Genomic DNA, 25786 nt, shown 5'->3' on the forward strand with positions numbered 1-25786 from the left:
TGCAAGAACTCGGTCGGGCTGACAGGATTTGAACCTGCGACCCCTTGACCCCCAGTCAAGTGCGCTACCAAGCTGCGCCACAGCCCGAACACCCCGCAGCGTGCGCGACGAGGCGGCTGTGACGATAGCGCACCGCGGTCCGCCGTTCGCAATCCGGGTCAGGTGAGGTGTTCGGTGCCGTCGGGGTCGACGAGGAAGTAGCGGCCGTGGGGACTGGTCCATAGATAGAACCCGGAGCGGATGCGCCGGTAGCGCCACCGCTTCTGGTTCTGACTGGGGTGGGTCTTGGCTCGGTGGTGGGTGCGGCACAACGGCGCCAACGTGTCGGTGCTGGTCTGGCCGGGCGGCCCGCCGTCGGACATGGGTACGTATTCGTCGATGTGGTCGAGGTCGACCCGCATCGCTGACCGTTGGCAGAAGGGGAACGCGCAGGTCTGACGCTGCTCCTTGACCCGGAACGCGATCCGGTCGGGTACCTCGTAGGCATCGACGGCGACGGTCTCGGCCAGGTCGACGACCGGCCTCACGACCACCTGGGTGTCGGGGTTGCCGGCCCACGTGGCGACCTGCTCCGCGGTAACGGTCGCGCGGTGCGCGCCGGTGTCGGTGGAGACCCGGGCCAGGTGGAGACTGAGGGCATTGGTAGCCGGGTCGATCTGCTCCACGCCGCCGGAGTCGGTGGCGGCGTGGATCGCTGCGGCCGAGAGGCGTACGTGCAGCACGAGCTGCCGGGCGGGCACCGTGGTGGGCTTCGCCGTCGCCGCTGTGCCGGTCAGGTCGAGCATGGTCTGGTTCCTCGCGAGCTGACCCAACGCAGCAGCACGTCGCTCACCGAGCTCCAGGGGTGAGCCGAGGACGGCTTGTTCGGCGGCGAGGTGGCGGAGGGCGTAGTCGAGATCCTCGGCATCAGCCCGGTCCATGAGGCCATCGAGCCGGACCAGGCCGTCGAAGGCACACACCGCGCCCTGACCGGGTTGGTCGAGCTCGATCGTCACGTGCTTGACGGCGTGGGCGTCGGCGAGGTCGGCCTCAGCGGTCTCGGGCTCGTACCGGGCGATCGCGTCCGCGACGAGCCCGTCGAGGGCTCGGAGCCCGGTCTTGTGCGCGACCGGGGTGATCATCCGGTCCACGAACCCAGCAGCCTCGGGTCCGAGGCGCATGGTCTCCTCCGCAATCCTGCGGACCCGCCACGGAGCTACCCGCCCCGAGGTCATCGCCGACCAGAGCAGGGGGAGGCGGAAGCGGGTCTCCATCACCGCCCCCACGAACGCCCGACCCGAAGGATCGGAGCGACCGAGCGCGGTGGCGAGCTCGATGATCGCGAACTCCGCCACCAACGGCGTCCCCGGCCCACCGGCACCGACGAGCCGGTCACCACCCTCGACCTCATAGGCCGCCAGGAGCTCGTCGGTGACGATGCCCAGCGGGCCGCCGGCGACACAGTCCGGCACGTGACCCTCGGCGTGCGCGGCACACCACTCCGCGGCCGCGTCCCACAGACGGGCCTCGGCGGCCTGCGCTTCGCGTTGCGCCGACACCGCAGCGCTCAACAGCCCTGAGGGCTGGGGTGCGGAAGCCGTGGTCATGACCCGATTCTAGTCGAACACCTGTTCTATCAAAAGGTCCGACAGCGAACTGTGGAGAAGATGTTGCCTTGACCGTTACGGGGTTTCGACGCGCTCGTCGCTGGCGCTCCTCCCGGCTCAACCACCGGCTGGCGCTCGTGCTCGACCACCGAGCTCTAGCTGCGCTTGCGCTTCTCCCGAGGCCGCTGCTGGAGCACGATCGGCGTGCCGACGAAGCCGAACTCCTCGCGCAGCCGTCGCTCGACGAACCGCTCGTAGCCGGCGTCGAGCTTGCCGGAGGTGAAGAGGATGAAGGTCGGCGGCGCCGTGGACGCCTGGGTGCCGAAGAGGATCTTCGGCTGCTTGCCGCCGCGCACCGGGTGGGGGTGCTCGGCCACCATGCGACCGAGGAACGTGTTCAGGGCCCCGGTGCCAACGCGGGTCTCCCAGCCCTCGAGCGCCTTGTCGAGGGCGGGTACGAGCCGATCGACGTGCCAGCCGGTGCGGGCGGTGACGTTGATGCGAGGCGCCCAGCTCACCTGCACCAGGTCGCGCTCGACCTCACGCTCGAGGTAGTAGCGGCGCTCCTCGTCGACCAGATCCCACTTGTTGAACGCGATCACCAGGGCTCGACCGGCCTCGCGCACGGTCTGGAGGATGCGTACGTCCTGCTCGGAGATGCTCTCGCCGCCGTTGATCACCAACACCGCGACCTCCGCACGGTCGATGGCGGTGCTGGTGCGCAGCGAGGCGTAGTACTCGTGCCCGGAGGCCTCCTTGACCCGCTTGCGCAGTCCGGCGGTGTCGATGAACCGCCACGTGCGACCACCCAGCTCGATCAGCTCGTCGACGGGGTCGACCGTGGTGCCGGCGACATTGTCGACGACGACCCGCTCGGACCCGGCCAGCTTGTTGAGCAGGGAGGACTTGCCGACGTTCGGCTTGCCCACGATCGCGATGCGTCGTGGCCCGCCCACCTCGGCCTCACGCTCCGGCGGCGGCTCGGGCAGTGCGGCGAGGACGGCGTCGAGCATGTCGCCCGACCCGCGGCCGTGCATCGCCGAGACCGGCCACGGCTCCCCCAACCCCAGGTTCCACAGCGCGTACGACTCTGCCTCGGTGCGGGCGTCGTCGACCTTGTTCGCGGCCAGGACCACCGGCTTGCCGGAGGCCCGGAGAACCTTGACGACGGCCTCGTCGGAGTCGGTGATGCCGACCGTGGCGTCGACGACGAACAACACGGCGTCGGCCAGCGACACCGCGATCTCGGCCTGGGCCGCGATCCGCTCCGCGAGCCCACGGGCGTCAGGATCCCAACCGCCCGTGTCGACCACTGTGAAGGCGCGGCCGTTCCAGGACGCGTCGTAGGAGACCCGGTCGCGGGTGACGCCGGGGACGTCCTCGACGACGGCCTCGCGGCGTCCGATGATGCGGTTCACCAGGGTGGACTTGCCGACGTTCGGTCGGCCCACGACTGCCAGCACCGGCAGCGGCCCGTCGTCCCCGGTGTCGCTGGGGCGGGCAGGGGTGTCGGTCATGGTGCTCCTACGTCGGTGATGCCGGTGGCGGGGTCGGGGTCCAGGTCGCCCACGGGCAGTGGGCCCGGCAGCTCCCGACCAGTGAGGGAACGCGCGGCGTCGAGCTGGGCGCGCATGTGCTGCCACAGCAACACCGACGTGGCCCGCACGTGTTCCTTGGTCCGGGGCCACGGTACGCGCTCCACCCGGTAGGGCTCGCCGAAGACCACGTCGACGATACGACCGCGGGGCGGGATCGAATCGCTCGCGCCCCCAGGGTCACGGGTGCCGAAGAAGGTCACCGGCACCACCGACGCGCCGGCGACCAGCGCCAGGTAGGCGGCTCCTCGGTGGAAGCGCCGCATGTCCCCCGAGCCTCGTCGCCCCTCCGGGAAGATGCCGACGGTACCGCCTTCGCGCAGCACCCGCACGCACGCACGCACGGCCGAGGGGTCGGGGCCGAGCCGGTAGAGCGGGATCTGCCCGGAGTGCAGCAGGAAGGTGCCCAGGGCACCGTCGAACATCTCGAGCTTCGTCAGCGCGTGCACCGGCCGCGGCGCGAAGATGGCCAACAACGGACCGTCGGAGATGCCGACGTGATTGGCCGCGAACACGACCGGGCCACGGCGAGGCACCCGCTCGGTGCCGTGCAGGCGTACCCGCAGTCGCCGACGGATGATCCAGCGCGCCAGCGGTCGGAGCGGATGCAGCAGGTAGCGGTGCGGGTGCGGTGTCCGATCGGTCCGGGGCAGCTCGTGGTGCGCGGCCTCGCGTGTGTTCACGCCCCCGCCTCGACCGCCCGGACCAGCGAGACCACCTGGTCGATCACCTGCTCGAGTGAGAGGTGCGTGGTGTCGAGGTGGGCGGCGCCGTCGGCCATCGTGAGTGGGGACGCCGCGCGCCCGGAGTCGATCTCGTCGCGACGACGCAGACTCGCCTCGGTGCTGGCGAGATCGGAGCCGCCCTCCTCGGCCGCGCGACGCGCCGCACGCGCCGCGGGGTCGGCGGTGAGGTAGAGCTTCACCGGCGCCTCCGGCGCGACCGTCGAACCGATGTCGCGACCCTCGACCACGATGCCGGACCCGGCGCGGGCCTCGTCGATGTGCGCCCGCTGAAGAGCGACGAGCTGCTCGCGCACCTCGGGAACGGCCGCCACCGGCGATACCGCGTCGTTGACCTCCGGCGACCGGATCGGCCCCGACACGTCGACGCCGTCGACGTGGATGGTGGGCGCCGCCGGGTCGGTTCCGGTCTCGATCGTCGGCTCGGAGCAGCGCGCGGCCACCGCCGCGGGATCGTGCACGTCGACGCCGTGCTCGAGCATCCACCACGTCATCGCGCGATACATCGCCCCGGTGTCGAGGTAGCGCAGCCCCAGCGCGGAGGCGACGCCACGGCAGGTGCTCGACTTGCCCGAGCCCGACGTGCCGTCGACGGCCACCACGATCCCCATCACGGGGCGTCAGCCTACTGGTCGGGCACCGACCGCACGCGCGAGAGGTCCGAGCGCAAGGCGGCAGCGCCGTGCAGGTACACGTGCGTGATGTCGGCGCGCGGGAGGTCGGTCTCGACGTGCGCCATCATCCGCACCACTCGGGGCATCGACCTCTCGATCTCGAGCTCGCGCGCACACAGGAGCGGGATCTCACCGAAGCCGAGCCGACGCGCCGCGTAGGCGGGGAACTCCGAGACCAGGTCGGAGGTCGCGGTGAAGATCACGGAGATGAAGTCGTCGACCTCCAGGCCGTTGGCCTCCATGAGGTCCAGCACCATCTCGGCGACCCGCTCGAGCATGTGGTCACGGACGTCGGCCTCGAGCTGCGTGGCCCCTCGGATCGCTCGCACTGCCATGGGAGGAGGCTACTCAGAGCGCCGCAAGCTCGAGCAGGTCCCCCAGCTCCCCGGCACTCAGCTCCCGGATCTCCCCCGTGCGCAGCCCGGCCAACCGCACCGGCCCGATCGAGGTGCGGGTGAGCTGACGCACCGGATGCCCCACGTGCTCGAGCAGCCGCCGCACGATCCGGTTGCGGCCCTCGTGGATGACCAGCTCGACGACCGAGCGCCCCGGCTGGTTGCGACCGTGCCGCCCGGCGATCACCTTCGCCTGGCGCACCTGCACCGGTCCGTCGTCGAGGGTGACGCCCTCGAGGAGCTGTTTGATCGTGCGCGGGAACACCTCGCCGTCGACCTCGGCGACGTAGGTCTTGTCGACCTCGAACGACGGGTGCGCCACCTGCTGCGCGAAGTCGCCGTCGTTGGTGAGCAGGATCAGTCCCGAGGTGTCGGTGTCGAGCCGGCCGACGTGGAAGAGCCGCTCGGGCCGATCGGCCACCAGGTCGCCCAGCGTGCGCCGCGCCTGGGGGTCCGACATCGTCGACACGACCCCACGGGGCTTGTTGAGCACCAGGTACACGTGCGGCGAGACCGGTGGCAGCCGCCGTCCCGACACCAGGATGCGTGCCGCGGCCGGGTCGACCTTGGTGCCCAGCCGGGTCACCACCTCGCCGTCGACCTGCACCTCGCCCGCCAGCATCAGCTCCTCGCACTTGCGCCGCGAGGCGACGCCCGAGGCGGCCAGCAGCTTCTGGAGCCGCACCAGGCCCTCGTCGTCCAACGGCAGGTCGGGACCACTCACGCCTTGGTCTCCTGCGCCTGCTCGGGGCCGGTCTCAGGTGTGGACGGCGTGAGACCGGCCGCCGCGGCCAACTCGTCGTCGAGATCGTCCATCTCCGGCAGGTAGGGGGCCAGCTCTGGCAGCTCGTCGAGTGAGGTGACCCCGATGCGCTCGAGGAAGTAGCCGGTGGTGCGGTAGAGCGTGGCGCCCGTCTCGCCGTCGTGACCGGCCTCCTCGACCAGGCCTCGGGTGAGCAGGGTGCGCATCACGCCGTCGACGTTCACGCCTCGTACCGCCGACACCCGGGCCCGCGAGACCGGCTGCTTGTAGGCGACCACGGCCAGCGTCTCGAGCGCTGCCTGCGTGAGCCGGGCCTGCTGGCCCTCCAGCACGAAGCCCTCGACCACGTGGGCGTAGTCCTCGCGCGTGTAGAAGCGCCAGCCTCCGGCGACATTGCGCAACTCAAAACCCCGCCCCTGCTCGGTGTACTCCTCGGCGAGCAGCTGGAGCGCGGAGACGGCGTCCTCGACCGGGTGCCCGACCGCCGTGGCCAGCGTGACGGCGTCCAGCGGCTGGTCGGCGACCATGAGCACCGCCTCCAGTGAAGGGCGCAGCTCGGCCACGGGCACGGCCAGGGTCTCCTGCTCCGACGACGCTTCGCTCACGTGCTCTCCTCCTGCGGGTCTGGCTGGTCTGTGCTCTTCGGATCCTGGATGGCGGGCTCGGGCATGCCGTCGAACTCGTCGGTGACGAGATCCTCGGCGCTGATGTCGTCGGACCCCGTCCAGCGGATCGTCAGCTCGCCCAGCGGCTGGACCTGCTCGAACCCCACCACCCCCTCGCGGAACAGCTCGAGCAGGCTGAGGAACCGCGCCACCGTGGTCAGCGTGTCGGGCGAGTCGCCCACGAGCGCACGGAAGGTGAGGGTGCCCTGGCGCCGCAGCCGGTCGACCACCACCCCGGCCTGCTCGCGCACCGACACCTGCGGCGCATGGATGTGCTGGAGCGAGAGCTCGAGGGCCGGCTTGGGCTCGAGCGCCTTGGCTGCCAGCCCCGCGAACTGCTGGAGACCGATGCCGATGAGCACCTCGGGCAGCAGGTTCGCGAACCGTTCGTCGAGTCCCACGGCGCGCGGGTGGCGGCGCATCTCGCCGGCCAACCGGGTCTCCAGCACCGCGGCCACCTGCTTGAAAGCGCGGTACTGGAGCAGGCGGGCGAAGAGGAGGTCACGTGCCTCCAGCAGCGCGAGATCCTCTTCGTCCTCGACGTCGCCCTGGGGGAGCAGCCGCGCCGCCTTGAGGTCGAGCAGGGTGGCCGCCACGAGGAGGAACGACGTGGTCTCCTCCAGGTCGCCGATCGCGGCCCGGCCGTGGCCGTCGCGCGCCTGGGCGACCTCGCGGTCACGGATCGCCTTGACGTGCGCGATGAACTCGTCGGTGACACGTGAGAGCGACACCTCGGTGATGTCGAGCTTGTGCTTGGAGATCAGGCCCAACAGCAGGTCGAAGGGGCCCTCGAAGTTGTCGAGCCGGACGGCGAAGCCCGGCGTCTCGCCCGCGTCGCTCGCTTCGAGGCCCTCGCGCACCTCGGTGGCGTTCACGGCTGCCCCAACCGGCGCACGAGCGCGCTGTCCTCCCCGCGGGCCTCGAACTCGGCCAGCACCAGGGCCACGGCCTCGCGCACCAGACGGCCCCGGTCGACGCCGAGACCGTGCTCACTGCGCAGCCGCAGCCGGGCCTGCTCGAGCGCCAGCAGTTCCTCGGAGGTCACGTACACCGTCATCTTCTCGTCGTGCCGGACGCGACCGCTGGGCTTGGCCGGTGCCCTCTTGGCCGGCGACTTCTTGACCGGTGCCTTCTCGGCCGGTGCCTTCTCCGCCGGCTGCTCTCCGGCAGTGGTGGGGCGGAACAGGTCGTCGGCACCGGGCAGGCTCACCCGCCGAGGCATCGGGCCACCACCTCGCGGGCGAGCTGGCGGTAGGCGTCGGCACCGGCGGAGCTCGAGGCGTAGCTCGTGATGGGCTCACCGGCCACGGTGGAGTCGGAGAACTTCACCGTGCGCCGGATGACAGTGTGGAACACCGTGTCGCCCCACGCCTGCACGAGCCGCTCCATGACCTCGCGGGAGTGCAGGGTGCGGCCGTCGTACATGGTGCCGAGCACGCCGTCGATGGCCAGCCGCGGGTTGAGTCTCTCGCGCACCTTGTCGATCGTCGTCTTCAGCAGGGCCACGCCGCGCAAGGCGAAGTACTCGCACTCCAACGGCACGATGACGCCGTCGCTCGCGGTGAGCGCGTTGACCGTCAGCAGGCCCAGCGAGGGCTGGCAGTCGACGAGGATCACGTCGTAGTCGGCCACGGCCGGGGCGAGCACGCGCTGGAGGGTCTGCTCGCGCGCCACCTCGTGCACGAGCTGCACCTCGGCCGCCGAGAGATCGATGTTGGCCGGGAGCAGGTCGACCCCCTCGATGCCAGAGGGCACCACGACCTCCTCGATGGCTACGTCGCGCTCCATCAGCAGGTTGTAGACGGTGAGGTCCATCTCGTGCGGGTTGAGGCCCAGCCCTACCGACAGCGAGCCCTGGGGGTCGAAGTCGACCAGCAGGATCCGGCGTCCGTACTCGGCGAGCGCAGCTCCGAGGTTGATGGTGGTCGTCGTCTTGCCGACGCCGCCCTTCTGGTTGCACATGGAGATCACGCGCGCCGGACCGTGACCGCTCAGCGGCCGCGGCTCCGGCAGGTCCGGCATCGGCCGACCGGTCGGGCCGAGCGGGGCCGGCGGGGTGAACGGCAGCGGGTCACTCACGAGCAACTCTTTCCGACGAGGGTGGTTTGTCGACCAAGCGACACGGGGCGCTCCGCGCGAGCCTAGGACCGCCCTGCGACAGCGACAAGCGCGGGGGCCTCCTCCACCGTCCGCCGCACGAGGCTGTGCACGACGATGCGAGGGCACCCCACAAGCGACTCCCAAGCTGTGGTCAAACCTGTGGATGACGGGTCATCCAGGCCGCGACGAACGAGCAGGCCGGCACGATCTCGCGCCCCTCGGCGACCCGGCCAGCACGCACGTCGGCGAGCGCCTGCTCGATCAGCGCCGACGCGATGCCGCGGCCTTCGAGACGCGGCGGCACGAGGGTGTGGGTGAACACGATGCGCGGGGGCCTCTCCAGCAACTCGTACTCGGCCACTCCCGCCTCCTCGTCGTCGAGGTCGGCCACCCAGCGGGTGGCCTCGGGCTCGTGGCGGACCGAGATCGTCATGACTCGAAGGTACCCAGCCGGTGGAACGCCCGCGCCGTGGCCACGAGCTCGCCCACGGCGTCGGTGGCGTCGAGGTCGACCACGAGGTCGACCACCCAGTCGTGGTGGCCCGCCGGGTCGTGCACGGTCTGACGCACCTGGAGCGTGCGGACGCCGTCGACGGCCTCCGGCGTGGTGACCAGCAGGCTCGGGCCTCGAGCGTCGGGGCCGAGGTCGACCGAGTCGTGCTCGCCGTAGTAGGCCTCGAGCGCGGCGTCCCAGTCCCGGCGGTCGAGCACCACCTCTCCGGGAGGCTCGGTGCGCTCGGCGGCCGCCCGGTCGAGGGCCACCAGCGCGTCGAGGTCGTCGTGCGCGATGAGCTGCACGCGTCGGAACGAGGCGTTGCGCACCATCACCTCGAACGCGCGCCCCTGCTGCGAGAGTGGCCGCGGTGGCGGCGAGGCGGTGTCCGGCCGCTCGACCCGGGCGGCCACGGCATCCGGATCGGCCCCGACACCTTGCAGCGCCTCCCACTCGTCGAGCAGCGAGGAGTCGGTCTGGCGCACCGTCTCCCCCAACCACTCCGTGAGCAGCTCGACCTCGTCGGTGCGGTGCGCCTCGGGCACGGTCTGACGCAGGGTGCGGTAGGCGTCGGTGAGGTAGCGCAGCACCAAGCCCTCGGACCGGGCGAGCTGGTAGCGCGACACGAAGTCGGTGAAGGACATGCCCTGCTCCCACATCTCACGCACCACCGACTTCGGCACCAGCAGATCCTCGGGCAGCCACGGATGGCTCTGCCGGTACATCTCGAAGGTGGCCTCCAGCAGTTCGGCGAGCGGCCGCGGCCAGGTGACCTCCTCGACCTGCGCCATCCGCTCGTCGTAGTCGACCCCGTCGGCCTTCATCTCCGCGATCGCCTCGCCGCGCGCGGCCCACTGCTGGGCCAGCAGCACCGGCCGCGGCGACTCCACCACGGCCTCGACCACCGACACCACGTCGAGGGAGTAGGTCTCCGACTCGGGGTCGAGCACATCGAGGGCGGCGAGCGCGAAGTGCGCGAGCGGCTGGTCGAGCCCAAAGCCCGGGGGCAGCGCGGCGCCGAGCACGTAGCGGCGTCCGTGCTCGTCGAGCTCCTCGAGGCGAGTGAGCACGCCGCTGCCGACCAGGGAGCGACTCAGCCGCAGCGCCCGCCGGGCCAACCGGCGCCGCGCTCGGTCATCGAGGTGGTTGTCGGTGAGCAGGGCGCGGAGCACCGTGAAGGCGTCCTCCTCGCGCTGCACGACGTTGAGGATCATCGCGTTGTCGACCTTGAGCCGGGGCGCCAGGGTCTCGGGCTCGCCGCGGACCAACTTCTCGAACGTCGACTCCTGCCAGACCACGGTGCCCTCGGGGGGCTTCTTCAGCTGCGCCTTGCTCTTCTTGCGTCCGGCCGCGACCCGTTGTGCCGCCTTGGCCTTCAGCTTCTCGTTCTCGATGACGTGCTCGGGCGCCTGCACGACCACGTGCCCGGCGGTGTCGAATCCGGCGCGCCCGGCCCGGCCGGCGATCTGGAGGAACTCCCGCGTGCGCAGCACCCGCTGGCGGGTGCCGTCGAACTTCGCCAGGCCGGTGAACAGCACCGTGCGGATCGGCACGTTGATGCCCACCCCGAGGGTGTCGGTGCCGCAGATGACACTGAGCAGCCCGGCCTGGGCCAACTGCTCCACGAGTCGACGGTAGCGAGGCAGCATCCCCGCGTGGTGCACGCCCACGCCACGGCGCAACAGCTTGTTGAGCGTCTTCCCGAAGCCCGCGCCGAAGCGCACGCCCGCCAACCGATCGGCCAGCACGCCGTCGCGCTCCGGCCTGGGGATCCAGCCCGCGTTCAGCAGCGACGTCGCGTGCTCGACCGCCGCCGCCTGCGTGAAGTGCACCACGTACACCGGCGCCTGCCCGGTGGTGACCAGCTCTTCGAGGGCGTCGGCGAGGGGCTCGAGGGACCAGGCGAACGAGAGCGGCACCGGCCGCTCGGCCTCGTCGACCAAGGCGGTCTCGCGCCCGGTGCGGCGGGTGAGGTCCTCGCGCAGGGTCGCGGTGTCGCCGAGGGTCGCCGACATCAGCAGGAACTGGGCATCGGGCAGGGTCAGCAACGGAACCTGCCAGGCCCAGCCCCGGTCGGGCTCGCCGTAGAAGTGGAACTCGTCCATCACCACGAGACCCACGTCGGCACCGCGGCCCTCGCGCAGGGCCAGGTTGGCCAGCACCTCGGCGGTACAGCAGATGATCGGCGCGTCGGGGTTGACCGACGCATCGCCCGTGAGCAGGCCGACGTCCGCGGCGCCGAACACCGCACACAGCTCGAAGAACTTCTCGCTCACGAGTGCCTTGATCGGCGCCGTGTAGAAGGAGACCCGGTCGCTGGCCAAGGCTGCGGCGTGGGCGGCCAGGGCGACCAGCGACTTGCCCGACCCCGTCGGCGTGGCGAGCACGACGTTCGACCCGCTGAGCAGCTCGAGCACCGCTTCGTCCTGGTGCGGGTACAGATCCAGCCCTCGGCCCGCGGCGAATCCCACGACCGCCTCGTACACCTCGTCCGGGCTCGCACCGACCGGCGGCCACGAGAAGGGCTGGGCGGGGCCGGCCATCAGCGGGCCCTCGGATGGGCGGTGGCGAACACCTCGCGCAGGCTGTCGACGGTCACCAGGGTGTAGACCTGGGTCGTGGTCACCGACGCGTGACCGAGCAGTTCCTGCACGACACGGACGTCGGCCCCGCCGTCGAGCAGGTGCGTCGCGAACGAGTGCCGCAGGGTGTGCGGCGACACCTCGCGAGTCACCCCCGCCCGTTCGGCCACCCGGGCCAGCACGGCCCACGCCGACTGCCGCGAGAGTCGGCCCCCGCGGGCGTTGAGGAAGAGCGCGCCGCGGGTGTCCGGGCCGGCCAGCTCGGCGCGCGCCCGCACCAGGTAGGCGTCGACCGCTTCCTGCGCGTAGGAGCCGACGGGCACCAAGCGCTCCTTGCCGCCCTTGCCCCGCAAGAGCACCGTGGCCTCGCCGGACTCCGGGTCGACGTCGAGGTCGTCGACGTCGAGACCCACCGCTTCGGAGATGCGCGCGCCGGTGCCGTAGAGAACCTCCAGCAGGGCCCGGTCGCGCAGGGCGAGCGTCGTGCCGGGCGCGCCGGCCGCCTCGAGGATCGCCTCGACGTCGCCGAGCGGCAGCGCCTTGGGCAGCCGCTTGGCCGGCTGCGGCGGCTTGACCGCGGCCGCCGGGTCGGCGATCGCCAGGTGGTCGGCGACGGCGAACTTGTGGAAGCCGCGCACCGCCACCAGTGTGCGGGCAGCGGAGGTCGACGACAGCGGCGGATGCTCGTCGTCGCCCTCGCGCAGGTGCACCAAGAAGGCGGTCACGTCGGCCTCACGTACGGCGTCGAGGCTCTCGAGACTGCGGGCGGCGAGATAGCCGGAGTAGCGGCGCAGGTCGCGTCGGTACGACGTCAGCGTGTTCGCCGCGAGTCCCCGCTCCACGGCCAGGTGGTCGAGATAGGTGCGAACGGCGACGCCGACGCTCGAGCCTTGGCTCACGCCAGCACGGAGGCGACATCCACGGAGTCGATGCCGACGGCCTCGCCCACGGGAGCGTTGGTGAGCGTGCCCGCGTGCGTGTTGAGCCCCTTGGCCAGGCTGGGATCGTCGGCGAGCGCCTGCCGCCAGCCCTTGTTGGCCAGCGCCACCGTGTAGGGCAGCGTCGCGTTCGTGAGCGCATAGGTCGACGTCGTCGGCACCGCGCCCGGCATGTTCGCCACGCAGTAGAACGTCGACTGGTGCACCGTGTACGTGGGGTCGGAGTGCGTCGTGGCGTGGGTGTCCTCGAAGCAGCCGCCCTGGTCGACGGCGATGTCGACGAGCACGGAGCCCGGCTTCATCTGCGCGACGAGGTCGTTGCTCACGAGCTTCGGAGCCGCCGCGCCCGGGATGAGCACGGCGCCGATGACCATGTCGGCCTCGCGCACGTGCTGCTCGACCGCGAGCTTGGAGGAGGCCAGCCCGTGCACCTGGTTGTTGTAGCGCCAAAACGACATGCGCAGCTTGTCGAGGTCGGTGTCGAGCAAGGTGACGTCGGCGCCCATACCCAGCGCGATGTTGGCCGCGTTCTGGCCCGAGACGCCGGCGCCGATGATGACGACCTTGGCGTTGGACACCCCACCGACGCCACCCATCAGCACGCCGCGACCGCCCTGGGCCTTGAGCAGCGCGTGCGCGCCGACCTGGGGCGCCAGGCAACCGGCGACCTCCGACATCGGGTACAGCAGGGGCAGCGCACCGGAGGGCAGCTGCACGGTCTCGTAGGCGATGCCGGTGACCTTGCGCTCCAGCAGTTGCTCGGTCAGGGGCTTGTCGGCGGCCAGGTGCAGGTAGGTGAAGAGCGTCTGGCCCTCGCGCATGCGGTGGTACTCCTGGGCCACCGGCTCCTTGACCTTGAGCACCATCTCGGCGCTGGCCCACACGGCGTCCGCGTCGGACAGCATCCGGGCGCCGGCGGCGACGTACTCCTCGTCGGTGATCGAGGAGCCGAGACCGGCCCCCTCCTGCACCACCACCTCGTGACCGTGCGAGGCGAGCTCGTGCACGCCGACGGGCGTGATGGCCACCCGGTACTCGTGGTCCTTGACCTCTGCGGGAACACCGATCCTCATGCGCGGGACACTACTCGCCCAGGTCGACCGTCAGTCCCTCGGAGGCCGCTAGGACCTCGACCCGCCCGGCGGCGACGCCGCGTGCGTGCGCCAGCACGGCGTCGACTCCCTCGTCGTCGCGCTCCGGGGCGTGGTGGAACAGCACGAGCGTGCGGGCACCGGCCTCGACGGCGAGCTCGACGTCGTACTCGACGCTGGCGTGGCCGAGGTAGGCGACCTCGGGGAACTGTGCGGCCAGGTGCTGGGCGTCGGTGATGAGCAGGTCGACGTCGCGCGCCAGCGCCAGGGCCGCCTCGTGCCGCTCACCGAGGCCGTCGGGTCCGGGCCCCAGCGATGTGGGGCTGTGGTCGGAGAGGTAGGCGATCGATCCGCCGCGCGGATGTGTGACGCGGTATCCGAAGGTCCGGCCGCCCTTGTGCGGGATCTCACGGGCGAGCACCTCGAAGCCCTCGAGCCGGTGCTCGCCCTCGGTGATCTCGGCGAACGACCAGCCTCCGGTGAGCTCGCGCGGCTCCACCGGGAAGTGTGGCGGCGAGAAGCACCGTGCCAGCGTCGCGTGCGCATCTCCCGGGTCGCCGGCCACCTGCTCCGGCAGCCGCACGTCGACCCGGCTGCCCGCGCACGTGCCGGCCTTGAAGAACGGGATGCCGTGGGTGTGGTCCCAGTGCAGGTGCCCCAGCAGCACCGTGCCGTCGTACGGCCGCCCGTCGAGCATCGACGTGACCCGGGTGAGACCGGTGCCGGCGTCGATCACCAGCGACGGCGGCGCGGTGGCGTCGGTGGCGAGCGCGACGCAGGAGGTGTGGCCGCCGTAGCGCACGAACGCGGGCCCTGGGGCGGGCGTCGAGCCGCGCACCCCGCAGAACGTCAGCCTCACGAACCCGACCTCACGGGGACATCAGACCACGAGCAGCCGCGGCCAGCACGGCGATCACCACGGGGGCGTCCTGCACCCGTCCCCCGAGCACGGCGGCGTACAGATCGGGGAAGGGCACCCACCCGGTCTCCATCTCCGCCTCCTCGTGCGCGAGGACGAAGTCGCCGCGCCCCACGTGCGTGAGGCCTCGCGCCAGGTAGATGTGGGCGACCTCGGAGGAGATGCCGGGCGAGGAGTACGTCGACACGAGGTGCGTCCAGTCCTCCGCCTCGTACCCGGCCTCCTCGACCAGCTCACGACGCGCCACCTGCTCGGGCTCCTCCCCCGGCTGGTCCAGCAGACCGGCCGGGATCTCCACGAAGCGGCGGGCCGCGGCGTGGCGGTACTGCCAGAGGCACAGCACGCGATCCTGCTCGTCGACGGCGAGCACCACCGCGGCTCCGGGGTGCTCGAGCACCAGACGGCGGAACGGCTCCTCGCGGCCCTCGGGGTCGGTGATCCAGTCCTGGCGGAGCGCGACGACCCAGCCATCGCGGTGCAGGTCCTCGCTGCGCACCACCGGCCAGCCGCGCGGCTCATCGTGCGGCAGGCTCTCCTCGGGCGAGGTCACGCCGGGTCGGCCTCGGGGGCGCGGCGCAGGCCGGTCTCGTCGATCGGGAAGCGCAGTTCCCTTTGCCGCTCGATGGCGGCCCCGACCAGACCCGCGAAGAGGGGGTGCGGTCGCGTGGGGCGCGACTTGAGCTCGGGGTGCGCCTGCGTCGACACGTAGTAGGGGTGGACCTCGCGCGGCAGCTCCACGAACTCCACCAGGCTGTCGTCGGGCGAGATCCCGCTGAAGACCAGCCCCGCCTCGGCGAGCCGGTCGCGGTAGGCATTGTTGACCTCGTAGCGGTGCCGGTGCCGCTCGTGCACCAGCTCCTCGCCGTAGACCCGACGCACGATCGAGCCGCTGCGCAGCTTCGCCGGGTACCGGCCCAGCCGCATCGTGCCGCCCAGGTCACCCGCCCCCTCGACGAAGGCCAGCTGCTCGTCCATGGTCGCGATGACCGGCTCCGGCGTCTCGGGGTCGAACTCGGTCGAGCCGGCCTTGTCGAGCCCGAGCACCGACCGCGCGTACTCGATGACCATGCACTGCAGCCCGAGGCACAGTCCGAGCGTCGGGATGCCGTGCGTGCGAGCGTAGGTGAGCGCCCCGAGCTTGCCCTCCAGACCCCGGATGCCGAAGCCGCCGGGCACGATCACGCCGTCGACGTCGCTCAGCCTCTTGGCCGCCCCGGCCGGCGTGGCGCACTCGTCCGAGGGCACCCAGTCGATCTCGACGCGCGCCTCGTGCGCGAACCCTCCGGCCCGCAGCGCCTCCGCGACCGAGAGGTAGGCGTCGGGCAGGTCGATGTACTTGCCGACCAGCGCGATCCGCACCTCCTCGTTGGGGTGGTGAACGCGGCGCAGCAGGTCGTCCCACAGCGTCCAGTCGACGTCGCGGAAGGGCAGGTCGAGGCGGCGCACGACGTAGGCGTCGAGGCCCTCGCGGTGCAGCACCTTCGGGATGTCGTAGATCGACGGCGCGTCGGCGGCGGTCACGACCGCCTCGTCGTCGACGTCGCACATGTTGGCGATCTTCTGCTTGATGCCCTCGGGCAGCTCGCGGTCGGCCCGGCACACGATGGCGTCGGGCTGGATGCCGACCTGTCGCAGCGCCGCCACCGAGTGCTGCGTCGGCTTGGTCTTCAACTCCTTCGACGGACCGATGTAGGGCACCAACGAGACGTGCACGAAGAACACGTTGTCGCGCCCGATCTTCTGGCGCACCTGGCGCGCCGCCTCGAGGAACGGAAGCGACTCGATGTCGCCCACGGTGCCGCCGATCTCGGTGATGACCACGTCGACGTCCTCACCGTGCATCGCGAGGATGCGCTCGCAGATCTCACCGGTGATGTGCGGGATCACCTGCACGGTCTCGCCGAGGTAGTCGCCGCGGCGTTCCTTGGCGATCACTTCTGCGTAGACCTGGCCGGTCGTGACGTTGGCGGTACCGGAGAGGTCGGCGTCGAGGAAGCGCTCGTAGTGGCCGACATCGAGGTCGGTCTCGGCGCCGTCCTCGGTCACGAAGACCTCGCCGTGCTGGAACGGGTTCATCGTGCCGGGGTCGACGTTGAGGTAGGGGTCGAGCTTCTGCATGGTCACGCGCAGTCCGCGCGAGCGCAGGAGCCGGCCGAGACTCGAGGCCGTGAGCCCCTTGCCCAGCGAGGAGGCGACGCCTCCGGTGACGAACACGTGCTTGGCAGGGCCTGGATTCCTCACGGAACTTCATCCTAGAGGACGCCGCCCCACCTGGCCTATCTCATCCGAGCGGCACGCCGGAGTCCTTCGCCACCGGGCCGTAGCTGCCGACCGTCCCCGCGCGCGAACGGGCCAGGGCCAGCACGGCGCTGACCGCTCCCAGCGGCCGCTCCACGCCGTCGACGCTGGCCACGGTGTCGCCGACGGAGGACGCCCGCACACGCGCCAGCGGACCGTCGTCCGACGCGCTCTGCGACGACCCGGCGACGACGAGTCCGGACGCCGTGGCGCCCAGTCCGGTGATCAGCCCCTCGACGGCGGCATCGGCGTCGGTGCCGGCTGAATCGCCGAGGAGCACGAGCACCAACGGCGCCCGGTCGCCGTCCGAGGGGCTCGCGGTGAGCATGTCGGCCGCAGCGAGGGCGTCGCGCACGGTCGAGGCCTCCTGCTCGGGGGCGACCGGCTGGTCGCCCGCAGTCGCGATCGCGAGCCCGAGCAGCTGGCCCACCTTGACGTACGGCGTGGCCGACGAGTCGACGGCGCCGTCGTCGACCTCCTTGGCCAGCTGGCCACCCAAGGAGGTCACCAGCGGCGTGGACCCGCCCCCGGCCAGCGGCGCCAGCAGGTCGTAGGTGCCGGTGACGCGGCCGCCCGCGGCACGCACCTGGTCGCCCAGCGCGCTGACCTCGTCGGCGGCGACTCCGGGGGTGGTGACGATGGCCACGCCGCTGCCGCCGAGCCGGTTGTCGTAGATCCGCGGGGCCGCGGCCTCGACGAACGCGTCCGCGTAGTCACCGGACGGCCCCTGCGCCGCCCCGGTCGCGAGCGGGGAGGACGTCCGCGCGGCGCGCGGAGAGGTGTCGTCGCCGGCCAGCAGCCCACCGCCGAGTAACAGGCCCACGGCCAGGGCGACGAAGACGGCGACCAAGGTCACGATGTGCTGTCGGTAGGTGATCACGAGGAGCCCTCCAGGCCGATCGTCGTCGAGAACCAGTGCTGGAGATCGCCCAGCCATACCTGGCCGTCCGCCGTCACGGACAGTGCGGCCGCCAGCGCGAGGAACCCGGCCAGCATCACCGCGAGCAGGTGCCACGGACGCACCCGGCCGGCGTAGAGCTGCGGCACCCGCGAGGCCGGCACCAGGCGGCTGCCCAGGCGCAGCCTGGTCAGGTAGGTGCCCGCGCCGCGCCCCGGCCCGTCGGCGGAGTCGAGCAGGTCTTCGAGACCGGTGCTCAGGCCGGCTCCCACGACGAGCGGCGCCTCGGAGGACTCCGCCAGGAGCAGCGCCACGTCGGCGCCGGTCAGGTCGGTGTCGACCACCGACACCTGCACCCCGAGCCGCTCCCACCACCGCGTGGCGACGGCCTGGTCGCCCCCACGGCGCCGCACGACCACCAGTAACTCGGCGCTCTCCAGCAGCCCCGCGCCCGGGGCACCGGTCTCGGCGTCGCAGACCAGCACGGCCGATCGCGTGCCCCGGCGCTCGAGCAGCGCCGCGGCCCTGGCCGTGGCCACCACCAGCGGCCGCTGCTCGTCCAGATAGATCTCGAGGCCGGCCATCTCGTCGAGCAGGTCGGCGCCGTCGTCTGCCACCAGCACGTGCCGGTCGCGGTGCACGAGTCGCGGCAGACCGAGCCCGTGGAGCACCAGATCGTCCTCGCGGCGCAGCAGCACCGAGGTGGCGTGGGCGAGCGCCTCGGTCTGGGACAGCATCGACCGGCGGGCGGTCTCCACCTCCAGCGCCAGAGCGTCGGCGGTGACGCCCCGGCCGGTGAGGGTGCGCTGCCCCTCCCCCGCCCCGCAGTGCAGCAGACCGCCGTCGAGGCGGACGGGCTCACCGTCACGGACGGCGACGAGCAACTCCGGCCCGAAGCCGTCTGCGAGGGGCACCCCGGCGTCGAGCAGGTCGCGGGGGCCGCGGCTGGGGTGTCGCCCCGAGAGCATCGGCGCGGCGTTCACCAGGCCCGCCACACCGGCTGCGACCAGATCCCTGGCGGTGGAGCGGTCGAGGTCGCTCTGGTCGACGACCACGATGTCGCCGCGCCGCACGGCGGGCAGCAGGTCATCGAGACGCGCTGCCACGCGTGCGCGACCCGCCACTCCGGGTGGGTCGTCACGATGGCGGCGCGAGGACAAGACGTCGGTACGGAGTGCGGAGAACATTGCCCCCACTGTCCCAAAACTGATCAGCCGGATCCGGCAAGCCGCCCGCGTGCCGCGCGAGCGACCTCCAACAACTCCCGCGCGTGGGCGACCGCCGTGTCGGAGCCGGCGAGCCCCGCCATCATGCGCGACAGCTCGTGCTCTCGGGCGTCGTCGTCGAGGACGCTCAGGCCGGAGGAGGTGATCGACCCGTCGCTCGCCTTGGTGACCACTACGTGCCGGTCCGCGTAGGCGGCGACCTGCGGAAGGTGGGTCACGACGAGCACCTGCGCGCTGCGAGCCAGCTGAGCGAGTCGTCGTCCGACCTCGACGGCGGCAGCGCCACCGACGCCGGCGTCCACCTCGTCGAACACGAACGTCGGCACGGTGCTGGTCGCGGCCAGCGAGACCTCGAGGGCGAGCATCACGCGCGAGAGCTCACCACCGGACGCGCCCTTGCCCAGGGGCCGCGGTTCGGAGCCCGTGTTCGCCGCCAGCAGCAGCTCCACCTCGTCGACGCCGCTGCGTGCAAACCTCAGCCAACGGCCGCCGACGTCCAGCGGCGCACCTGAGGCGCCGGGGTCGGCCGGCTCGTCTACGGGGTGCTGTGACACCGCGATCGAGAGCCGCGCGTGCGGCATGGCGAGCAGCGCGAGCTCCTCGGTGACCTGCTCGGCCAGCCGCTCGGCGGCGGCTTCGCGCAGCTGGGTGAGGCGGGACGCGGACGCCGCGAGCTCCTCGCGCAGCCGGGCGCGGGTGTCGGTCAGGGTCACGATGCGCTCGTCGGTGCCGTCGAGCTCGAGCAACCGGGCGGCGCCGTGCTCTGCCCAGGTGAGCACCTCGTCGAGCGTGTCGCCGTACTTGCGGGTCAGCCCGGCGAGGGCGGCGCGCCGTGCGGAGACGGCAGCCAGCCTGGTCGGGTCGGTCTCGACCCCGGAGGCGTACGAGGCGACGTCGGCCGCCAGGTCGGTGAGCAGGTAGCCGACCTCGGCGAGTCGGTCGGCCAGCTCCCCCGCCGCGGCGTCGTGGTCGCGAACGCCGTCGAGCAGAGCCCGCGCGCCCGCGACCGCTCCCAGCGCATCGGTGACGGCGCCGTGCGCGGGCTGGTCCGAGGAGAGCGCCTCACGCGCCTGCTCGGCCGCGGTGCGCAGGGTGTCGGCGTGTCCGAGGCGGGACTCCTCCGCGGCGAGCTCGTCGTCCTCGCCCGGTTGCGGTGCCACCTGTTCGACCTCGTCGAGACCGAACCGCAGCAGGTCGGCCTCCCGCGCGCGCTCACGGGCGCTCGTGCGCACCTCGTCGAGCTCGGACTCCACGCGGCGCAACTCCTCGTAGGTGGCGGAGTAGTCGTGCGCGGTCGTGGCGAGATCGGACCCGGCGAACCGATCGAGGGCGTCGCGCTGGGCGCGGGCCTGGAGGAGCCGGTGCTGGTCGGACTGACCGTGCACCGCCACCAGCGGCTCGGCGATCGCGGTCAGGGTCGCGACCGGCACGCCGGCACCGCCGACGAACGCCCGCGAGCGACCTCCAGCGGCGACGTTGCGAGCCAGGACGACGGCGTCGTCCTCGACGATGCCCCCGGACTCCTCGACGGCTGCCGCCAGGTGGGGCACGCCGTGGGTGGCGAAGACGCCCTCGACCCGTGCGTGCTTGGAACCGGTGCGTACGGCTCCGGAGTCTGCGCGGCCGCCGAGCAACAGCCCGAGCGCGGTGACGACCATCGTCTTGCCGGCGCCGGTCTCACCGGTGACCACCGTCAGGCCCGGGCCGAGCTCCAACGTGGAGGAGTCGATGACGCCCAGGGCACTGATGCGGATCTCCTCGATCACCCCTCGGCACCCCCGTGGCGCATGCGACGCTCCGCACTGCCCCGCCAGCCCTCGACGGGCAGGCCGAACTTGGCGACGAGCCGGTCGGTGAAGGGCGCCTGGTGCAGCCGCACGAGGCGCACCGGGTGATCGCTGCGCCGGACCTCGATGCGGGCACCGGCCGGCAACTCGACGGCGCGGCGACCGTCGGCCCACAACACACCCGTGGCGTCGAGCCGGTCGAGCACCTCCACGGCGAGCACGCTGGTGGGGGCGACCACCAGGGGGCGGGCGAAGAGCGCGTGAGCGCTGATGGGCACGAGCAGGAGGGCCTCGACGGTCGGCCACACGACCGGGCCGCCGGCGCTGAAGTTGTAGGCGGTCGAACCGGTCGGCGTGGCGCACACCACGCCATCGCAGCCCCACCGCGAGAGCGGGCGACCGTCGACCTCGACGACGACCTCCAGCATGCGTTCGCGCGCCGCCTTCTCGACGCTGGCCTCGTTCACGGCGAAGGTCCGGAAGACCTCCTCGCCGTCGCGCACGACACGGACGTCGAGGGTCATCCGTTCCTCGGTCGTGTACCGCCGCTCGACGACCGCGGCGATCGTGGACGCGACGTCGTCGGGCTCGGCCTCGGCGAGGAAGCCCACGTGTCCGAGGTTCACTCCGAGCACGGGGGTCTTGGACTCGTGGGTGAGCTCGACGGCGCGCAGGATGGTGCCGTCGCCGCCGATGACCAGGGCCAGCTCGCAGTCCGCCGCCACCGGGCCCGACTCCGGTGACGGCTCGAAGGAGCCGGGCGCGAGCCCCAGTTCGGCCGCCTCGCGGGCACCGGTGCGCACGACCAGGCCGGCCTCGGCCAGGGCAGAGCAGCAGGCCCGCGCGACCTCTCGCGCCTCGCCTCGCCCCGTGTGGGTGAGCAACAGCACGCGTCGCACGGACGGCGCGGACGGCGCAGAGGGGTCGGCGGGGTGGCTCACCCGTCCACCCTCTCACCCGCCACCCTCAACGGATCCTCGCCCCGCACGAGGCGCTGGATCGCGTCGGGATCGATCCGGTCGGTCCCGTGCCGCAGCCACACGAAGAACTCCACGTTGCCCGACGGCCCGGGCAGCGGACTGGTGGTGGCGGCCACGGCGCCCCATCCCCGCTGCCGTGCAGCCGCCATGACCTCGAGCACCGCCTCCGCCCGTAGCCCCGGATCTCGCACCACGCCCCCCTTGCCCACGCGCTGCTTGCCCACCTCGAACTGCGGCTTGACCATCAGGGCCAGATCGCCGTCCGGGACCGTCACGGCGACGAGGGCGTCGAGCACCAGGCGCAGCGAGATGAACGACAGGTCGCCGACGACGACGTCGACGGGCCCACCGATCGTCTCGAGGTCCAGGTCGCGGATGTTGGTGCGGTCGTGCACCCGGACCCGCTCGTCGCTCTGGAGCGACCACGCCAGCTGGCCGTAGCCGACGTCGACCGCCACGACCTCCGAGGCTCCCGCGCGCAGCAGCACGTCGGTGAACCCGCCGGTCGAAGCGCCCGCATCGAGGCACCGGCGTCCACGCACCGAGAGGCCGACCGTCCCGAACGCGGCCAGCGCTCCGGCGAGCTTGTGCCCTCCCCGGGACACATAGTCCGGTCCACTGGTCCCCTCGGCGACCACGATCGCGACGTCCGTCGTGACGCCCGTGGCCGGCTTGCGGGCCGTCACGCCCGACACCGTGACCCGTTCGGCGGCGATGAGCTCGCTGGCGTGCTCGCGCGAGCGGGCGAGCCCGCGACGTACGAGCTCTGCGTCCAGCCGCAGCCGACGAGGGGGCACTGCTCTCGCCCGTCCTCAGGCGTCGAGGGCGCGGCGCAGGCGCTCCTGCACGTCGGTGAAGACCTCGGCATGCTCCGCGAGCGGGCGCTCCTCGAGCGCCACGATGTCGCCGAGGGCCGCATCGACGAGGTCGACGCCCGTGGTCGGCGCGTCGGCGGGCGAACTGGTCATGCGCCGAGGCTACTCGACGTCCGGCGGCGTCAGGCCCGTGACGTCGGCGGGCCGGCCGGTGTCGTCGAGGTGCAGCCATGCGGCCCCCACCGCGGCCCGCCACCAGTCGTCGTCGTCGCCCTCACCCTCGACCCGCAGACACCCATCCACGACACTCGCGCTCCAGCCGCCGCACCGGGCCGTGCCCGCACCGGCCTCGACCTCCGGGTGGGCGACCAGCAACCCCCCGAGATCACCGGAGAGATAGGTCGGACGCAGCGGCGGCTGGGCCGACACCAGATCGGCGAGCCCACTCACACCGGTGCGCACCAGGAGAGTCGCCAGGCCCAGGTCACGCCCCCCCTCGATGTCGGTGTCGAGACGGTCCCCGACCATCAGCGGATGCTCCCCGCCGACGCGCCGGATCGTCTCCTCCAACAGCGGTGCCGCCGGCTTGCCGGCGACGGTGGGCTCGACCTCGCTGAAGCGTCTCAGGGTGTCGACGAGCACACCGTGGCCCGGGGCGACGCCGTACGGAGTCGGAATCGTCATGTCGGTGTTCGACGCCACCCACCACAGACCCTCGCGCACCCGCACGGCCGCCCTCATCACGTCGCGCCACAGCACGTCGGGGCCGTAGCCCGTCACCAGGGCGCCCGCCTCGTCGTCGACAGCGACCGGCTCGAGGCCGACCGCCTCGAGCGCGGAGCGCAGCCCCTCGGCTCCGAGCATCGCCACCCGGCTTCCGGCCCCCAGCCGGTCGACCAGCACCCGGGCGGCCGCCTGGGCCGAGGTCACGACATCGTCGGCGACAGCGGCGACGCCGAGGTCACTGAGATGATCGGCGACCGTCGCGGGCGGTCGCGAGGCATTGTTGGTGACGAAGGCGACATGCGTGCCGGACGACCGCGCCGACTCGATGGCCTCGGCGGCACCGGGTACGGCCTCTCCACCGACGTAGACCACTCCGTCGAGGTCGAGCATGACCAGGTCGTGGGTCTCGCACAGCGGGCGGACCGAGCCACTCAGCACTGCGAGTCTCCACGACGTCCACTCGGCCCCTTGCTCACCACACGCACCCTACGATGCTCGGATGGAGTCCGTGACGGCGACCGGCGCACCGGCGCGCTCCGCCCTCGGGCTACAGCCGTTTCGTGGCGCTCGACTGCCGCTGCGCGACGTCGGATTCACCAGGCGTGCCGAGGCCGGTCGCGTCGCCGGTCGTCACCCCGAGATCCTCGCCCTGCCAGGCCCGCCGTCGCTCTACGTGCACGAGTGGACGTCACCCGGCTTCACCGTGCGTGCCGTCGTCGGAGCGCTCGACCTCGCCCGGCCGGGGGCCCGCATCCTCGCCCACGAAGCGGTCGACCGTGCCCAGGTCGATCACCTGCGGCGTTGGATGGAGCGCCTCGACGTGCAACCCGCACCTCTGCTGCTGGTGCACCGTGGCGGAGGCGAACTCAGCGCGTTGCTCGACCGGGTCAGTGCGGACGCCACGCTCGTCGACTTCACCGATCGCCGCGGCCAACGGCACCGCATCTGGCGGCTCGACGACCCCGACGACGAGACACACCTGTGCGGGGCGGTCGCGAACGCAGACCTGCTCATCGCCGACGGACATCACCGTCACGCGGCCTACCAGGAGATGAGGGCGAGCCGGCCGGGTGGGCCCTCGGAGCTCGGGCTCGTCGGCATCATCGACCACGACGACACCCCGTTGCACATTGGCGCGATCCACCGGGTGCTGGCCGGCGTCGAGCTCGAGACCCTCGTCGACGCGGCTCGCGGACTCGGCCTCGAGGTGGATCTCCTGGGTGCCGGTGACCCTCTCGCCCACCTCTCCCCTGGCCGGTTGGTCCTCACCGACGGAACGCGGACCGCTCTGGTCACAGCTCGCGCGTTGCCCGTGGTCGATCTCGACTCCCTCATCGCGGTCCAGCCCGCGCCGCCCCATGTGGCCTACTGGCACGCGGCGCCGAGTGCCTTGGGGTCACGACGCCGTCACGGTGGCACAGCTGCCCTCCTGCCGGCGCTCACCGTCGACGAGGTGCTGCAGACCGTCTCCCGAGGCACGCTGCTGCCCGCCAAGGCGACGTCGTTCCAGCCGAAACCGACGATCGGACTCATGATGCGCTCGCTGGCACCGCCGCGCTGATCCTCCGAGCGCGAGCCGCCTCCACCTCGACCCGTGACGTCGTACCGGCCGCCCCGCGGTAGAAGCGCCGTCGCAGTGCACCCTCGACCTCGACCACGTCGCCAGCCCGCCAGGCCCGCACCGTGCGCCGCAGTCTGGCGGCCCACACGGCACAGTCGATCACGTCGAAGCGCTGCTTGCTGCGGGCCGAAGGACCACGTGGCCTGGCCCGCGAGACGATCACCCGCAGCGTCACCACGACGTCTCCACTCGGCAGCTCCCGTTCTTCTGCCGGCGCCGACAGCCGACCTCGCACCACGACCTCGTTGCGGGTCGTCTCCTCCTCAGGATGCATGCACACCCACCTCCTGCCCGAGATCCTTCCGCGGGACGTCGGGCCTCGGGCACGGGTACACGCGCCATGTGGACGAACCACGAACGCTCGACCCCTGTGGAGACGAAAAGCATCACAGGGGCCATCGCGATGCGATGGCCCCTGTGGAAAGGATGTCCGGCGGCGTCCTACTCTCCCACGATCTCTCGGTCGCAGTACCATCGGCGCTGGCAGGCTTAACTTCCGGGTTCGGGATGGGACCGGGTGTTTCCCTGTCGCTATGGCCGCCGTAACTCTTTCAACCCACACCTGGTGTTCTGGGGGGTGTTCACCCAGGCGGTGGTGTGGTTGGTCTATGTAGTTATCACTGGTGTTGTGATGGGTGGTGTGGACGCGAGACACACATGATGTTGTTGTGTGTTTGCAGGGCGTGTGTGGTGCGTTGATGCATGTGCACACGGTGTTGGTGTGGCTTGGTGCCACACACTCGCCTTACCGCCCCCGGGTGGGGGGTGGGGACACGATGACCACAGTTGACCATTGGTCTGGTTTGTGGTGTGTGTTGAGAGTGTGTGAGGGCAAGCCCTCGGCCTATTAGTACCGGTCGGCTGGGCATTACTGCTGTACACCTCCGGCCT

Annotated in this window: 26 protein-coding genes, 1 tRNA gene and 1 rRNA gene; 1 reads left to right on the forward strand and 27 read right to left on the reverse strand. The window is 71.8% G+C overall.

Annotated features, from left to right (window positions below):
* Positions 1-13: 13 nt before the first annotated feature.
* The 25 genes from ISG29_RS19165 to ISG29_RS19285 form a co-directional block, all read right to left on the reverse strand.
* Positions 14-87: transfer RNA gene (locus ISG29_RS19165), tRNA-Pro, on the reverse strand.
* Between the two features lie 71 nt (positions 88-158).
* On the reverse strand, positions 159-1586 hold the full coding sequence (locus ISG29_RS19170) for an HNH endonuclease signature motif containing protein (protein WP_194505064.1): 1428 nt from the start codon (positions 1584-1586) through the stop codon (positions 159-161).
* Between the two features lie 155 nt (positions 1587-1741).
* Complete coding sequence (gene der, locus ISG29_RS19175; protein ID WP_194505065.1) at positions 1742-3103, reverse strand: ribosome biogenesis GTPase Der; 1362 nt, start codon at positions 3101-3103, stop codon at positions 1742-1744.
* The gene (locus ISG29_RS19180; protein WP_194505066.1) at positions 3100-3864 is read right to left on the reverse strand and encodes a lysophospholipid acyltransferase family protein; all 765 of its coding nucleotides are present in this window, start codon (positions 3862-3864) and stop codon (positions 3100-3102) included. Before ISG29_RS19180 ends, der begins: the two co-directional genes overlap by 4 nt.
* On the reverse strand, positions 3861-4535 hold the full coding sequence (cmk, locus tag ISG29_RS19185; RefSeq protein ID WP_194505087.1) for a (d)CMP kinase: 675 nt from the start codon (positions 4533-4535) through the stop codon (positions 3861-3863). The genes ISG29_RS19180 and cmk overlap by 4 nt, the downstream gene beginning before the upstream one ends.
* 14 nt (positions 4536-4549) lie before the next feature.
* Positions 4550-4933: a chorismate mutase gene (aroH, locus tag ISG29_RS19190; protein WP_194505067.1), complete on the reverse strand. Its 384-nt coding sequence runs from the start codon at positions 4931-4933 to the stop codon at positions 4550-4552.
* 13 nt (positions 4934-4946) lie between these two features.
* On the reverse strand, positions 4947-5717 hold the full coding sequence (locus ISG29_RS19195; RefSeq protein WP_328829888.1) for a pseudouridine synthase: 771 nt from the start codon (positions 5715-5717) through the stop codon (positions 4947-4949).
* Positions 5714-6361 (reverse strand): SMC-Scp complex subunit ScpB, encoded by a 648-nt coding sequence (gene scpB, locus ISG29_RS19200; protein WP_194505068.1) that lies wholly within the window; start codon positions 6359-6361, stop codon positions 5714-5716. Before scpB ends, ISG29_RS19195 begins: the two co-directional genes overlap by 4 nt.
* Positions 6358-7296 (reverse strand): segregation and condensation protein A, encoded by a 939-nt coding sequence (locus tag ISG29_RS19205; RefSeq protein WP_194505069.1) that lies wholly within the window; start codon positions 7294-7296, stop codon positions 6358-6360. Before ISG29_RS19205 ends, scpB begins: the two co-directional genes overlap by 4 nt.
* Entirely contained in the window at positions 7293-7643 is a 351-nt protein-coding gene (locus ISG29_RS19210; protein WP_194505070.1) for a hypothetical protein, read from the reverse strand. The genes ISG29_RS19205 and ISG29_RS19210 overlap by 4 nt, the downstream gene beginning before the upstream one ends.
* A complete protein-coding gene (locus tag ISG29_RS19215) occupies positions 7628-8500 on the reverse strand; it encodes a ParA family protein (RefSeq protein WP_456237970.1) in 873 nt (290 codons plus the stop codon). The genes ISG29_RS19210 and ISG29_RS19215 overlap by 16 nt, the downstream gene beginning before the upstream one ends.
* 172 nt (positions 8501-8672) lie before the next feature.
* On the reverse strand, positions 8673-8954 hold the full coding sequence (locus tag ISG29_RS19220) for a GNAT family N-acetyltransferase (RefSeq protein ID WP_194505071.1): 282 nt from the start codon (positions 8952-8954) through the stop codon (positions 8673-8675).
* Positions 8951-11557 (reverse strand): DEAD/DEAH box helicase, encoded by a 2607-nt coding sequence (locus ISG29_RS19225; RefSeq protein WP_194505072.1) that lies wholly within the window; start codon positions 11555-11557, stop codon positions 8951-8953. Before ISG29_RS19225 ends, ISG29_RS19220 begins: the two co-directional genes overlap by 4 nt.
* Positions 11557-12495, reverse strand: coding sequence for a site-specific tyrosine recombinase XerD (gene xerD, locus ISG29_RS19230; RefSeq protein WP_194505073.1), 939 nt, complete (start codon positions 12493-12495; stop codon positions 11557-11559). Before xerD ends, ISG29_RS19225 begins: the two co-directional genes overlap by 1 nt.
* Positions 12492-13607, reverse strand: coding sequence for an alanine dehydrogenase (gene ald / locus ISG29_RS19235; RefSeq protein WP_194505074.1), 1116 nt, complete (start codon positions 13605-13607; stop codon positions 12492-12494). Before ald ends, xerD begins: the two co-directional genes overlap by 4 nt.
* Positions 13608-13617: 10 nt before the next feature.
* On the reverse strand, positions 13618-14484 hold the full coding sequence (locus ISG29_RS19240) for an MBL fold metallo-hydrolase (RefSeq protein WP_194505075.1): 867 nt from the start codon (positions 14482-14484) through the stop codon (positions 13618-13620).
* A gap of 10 nt (positions 14485-14494) precedes the next feature.
* Entirely contained in the window at positions 14495-15094 is a 600-nt protein-coding gene (locus ISG29_RS19245; RefSeq protein ID WP_328829892.1) for an NUDIX hydrolase, read from the reverse strand.
* Positions 15091-16785 (reverse strand): CTP synthase, encoded by a 1695-nt coding sequence (locus tag ISG29_RS19250; RefSeq protein WP_194505076.1) that lies wholly within the window; start codon positions 16783-16785, stop codon positions 15091-15093. Before ISG29_RS19250 ends, ISG29_RS19245 begins: the two co-directional genes overlap by 4 nt.
* Positions 16786-16825: 40 nt before the next feature.
* Positions 16826-17722 (reverse strand): copper transporter, encoded by an 897-nt coding sequence (locus ISG29_RS19255; protein WP_194505077.1) that lies wholly within the window; start codon positions 17720-17722, stop codon positions 16826-16828.
* The gene (gene steA / locus ISG29_RS19260; protein ID WP_194505078.1) at positions 17719-18927 is read right to left on the reverse strand and encodes a putative cytokinetic ring protein SteA; all 1209 of its coding nucleotides are present in this window, start codon (positions 18925-18927) and stop codon (positions 17719-17721) included. Before steA ends, ISG29_RS19255 begins: the two co-directional genes overlap by 4 nt.
* 23 nt (positions 18928-18950) lie before the next feature.
* Positions 18951-20732, reverse strand: a complete 1782-nt coding sequence (gene recN, locus ISG29_RS19265) for a DNA repair protein RecN (protein WP_194505079.1) — start codon at positions 20730-20732, stop codon at positions 18951-18953.
* The gene (locus ISG29_RS19270; protein ID WP_328829895.1) at positions 20729-21694 is read right to left on the reverse strand and encodes an NAD kinase; all 966 of its coding nucleotides are present in this window, start codon (positions 21692-21694) and stop codon (positions 20729-20731) included. The genes recN and ISG29_RS19270 overlap by 4 nt, the downstream gene beginning before the upstream one ends.
* Positions 21691-22530 carry a TlyA family RNA methyltransferase gene (locus ISG29_RS19275; RefSeq protein ID WP_194505080.1) on the reverse strand — a complete coding sequence of 280 codons (840 nt, stop codon included), beginning with the start codon at positions 22528-22530 and terminating at the stop codon, positions 21691-21693. The genes ISG29_RS19270 and ISG29_RS19275 overlap by 4 nt, the downstream gene beginning before the upstream one ends.
* A gap of 15 nt (positions 22531-22545) precedes the next feature.
* On the reverse strand, positions 22546-22701 hold the full coding sequence (locus tag ISG29_RS19280; protein WP_194505081.1) for a hypothetical protein: 156 nt from the start codon (positions 22699-22701) through the stop codon (positions 22546-22548).
* Positions 22702-22710: 9 nt separating this feature from the next.
* Entirely contained in the window at positions 22711-23712 is a 1002-nt protein-coding gene (locus ISG29_RS19285; RefSeq protein ID WP_328829898.1) for an HAD-IIA family hydrolase, read from the reverse strand.
* A gap of 61 nt (positions 23713-23773) precedes the next feature.
* On the opposite strand from ISG29_RS19285, the gene ISG29_RS19290 reads away from it, so the two are divergent.
* The gene (locus ISG29_RS19290; RefSeq protein ID WP_194505082.1) at positions 23774-24835 is read left to right on the forward strand and encodes a DUF1015 family protein; all 1062 of its coding nucleotides are present in this window, start codon (positions 23774-23776) and stop codon (positions 24833-24835) included.
* On the opposite strand, the gene ISG29_RS19295 is transcribed toward ISG29_RS19290, so the two are convergent.
* Both ISG29_RS19295 and rrf read right to left on the reverse strand, forming a co-directional pair.
* Positions 24804-25169, reverse strand: a complete 366-nt coding sequence (locus tag ISG29_RS19295; RefSeq protein ID WP_194505083.1) for a single-stranded DNA-binding protein — start codon at positions 25167-25169, stop codon at positions 24804-24806. The two genes, ISG29_RS19290 and ISG29_RS19295, sit on opposite strands and share 32 nt — an antisense overlap.
* A 154-nt stretch (positions 25170-25323) precedes the next feature.
* Positions 25324-25440 (reverse strand): 5S ribosomal RNA (rrf, locus tag ISG29_RS19300).
* Positions 25441-25786: the final 346 nt, after the last annotated feature.

The organism is Nocardioides acrostichi (assembly GCF_015319165.1).
GTDB classification, from domain to species: Bacteria; Actinomycetota; Actinomycetes; order Propionibacteriales; family Nocardioidaceae; genus Nocardioides; species Nocardioides acrostichi.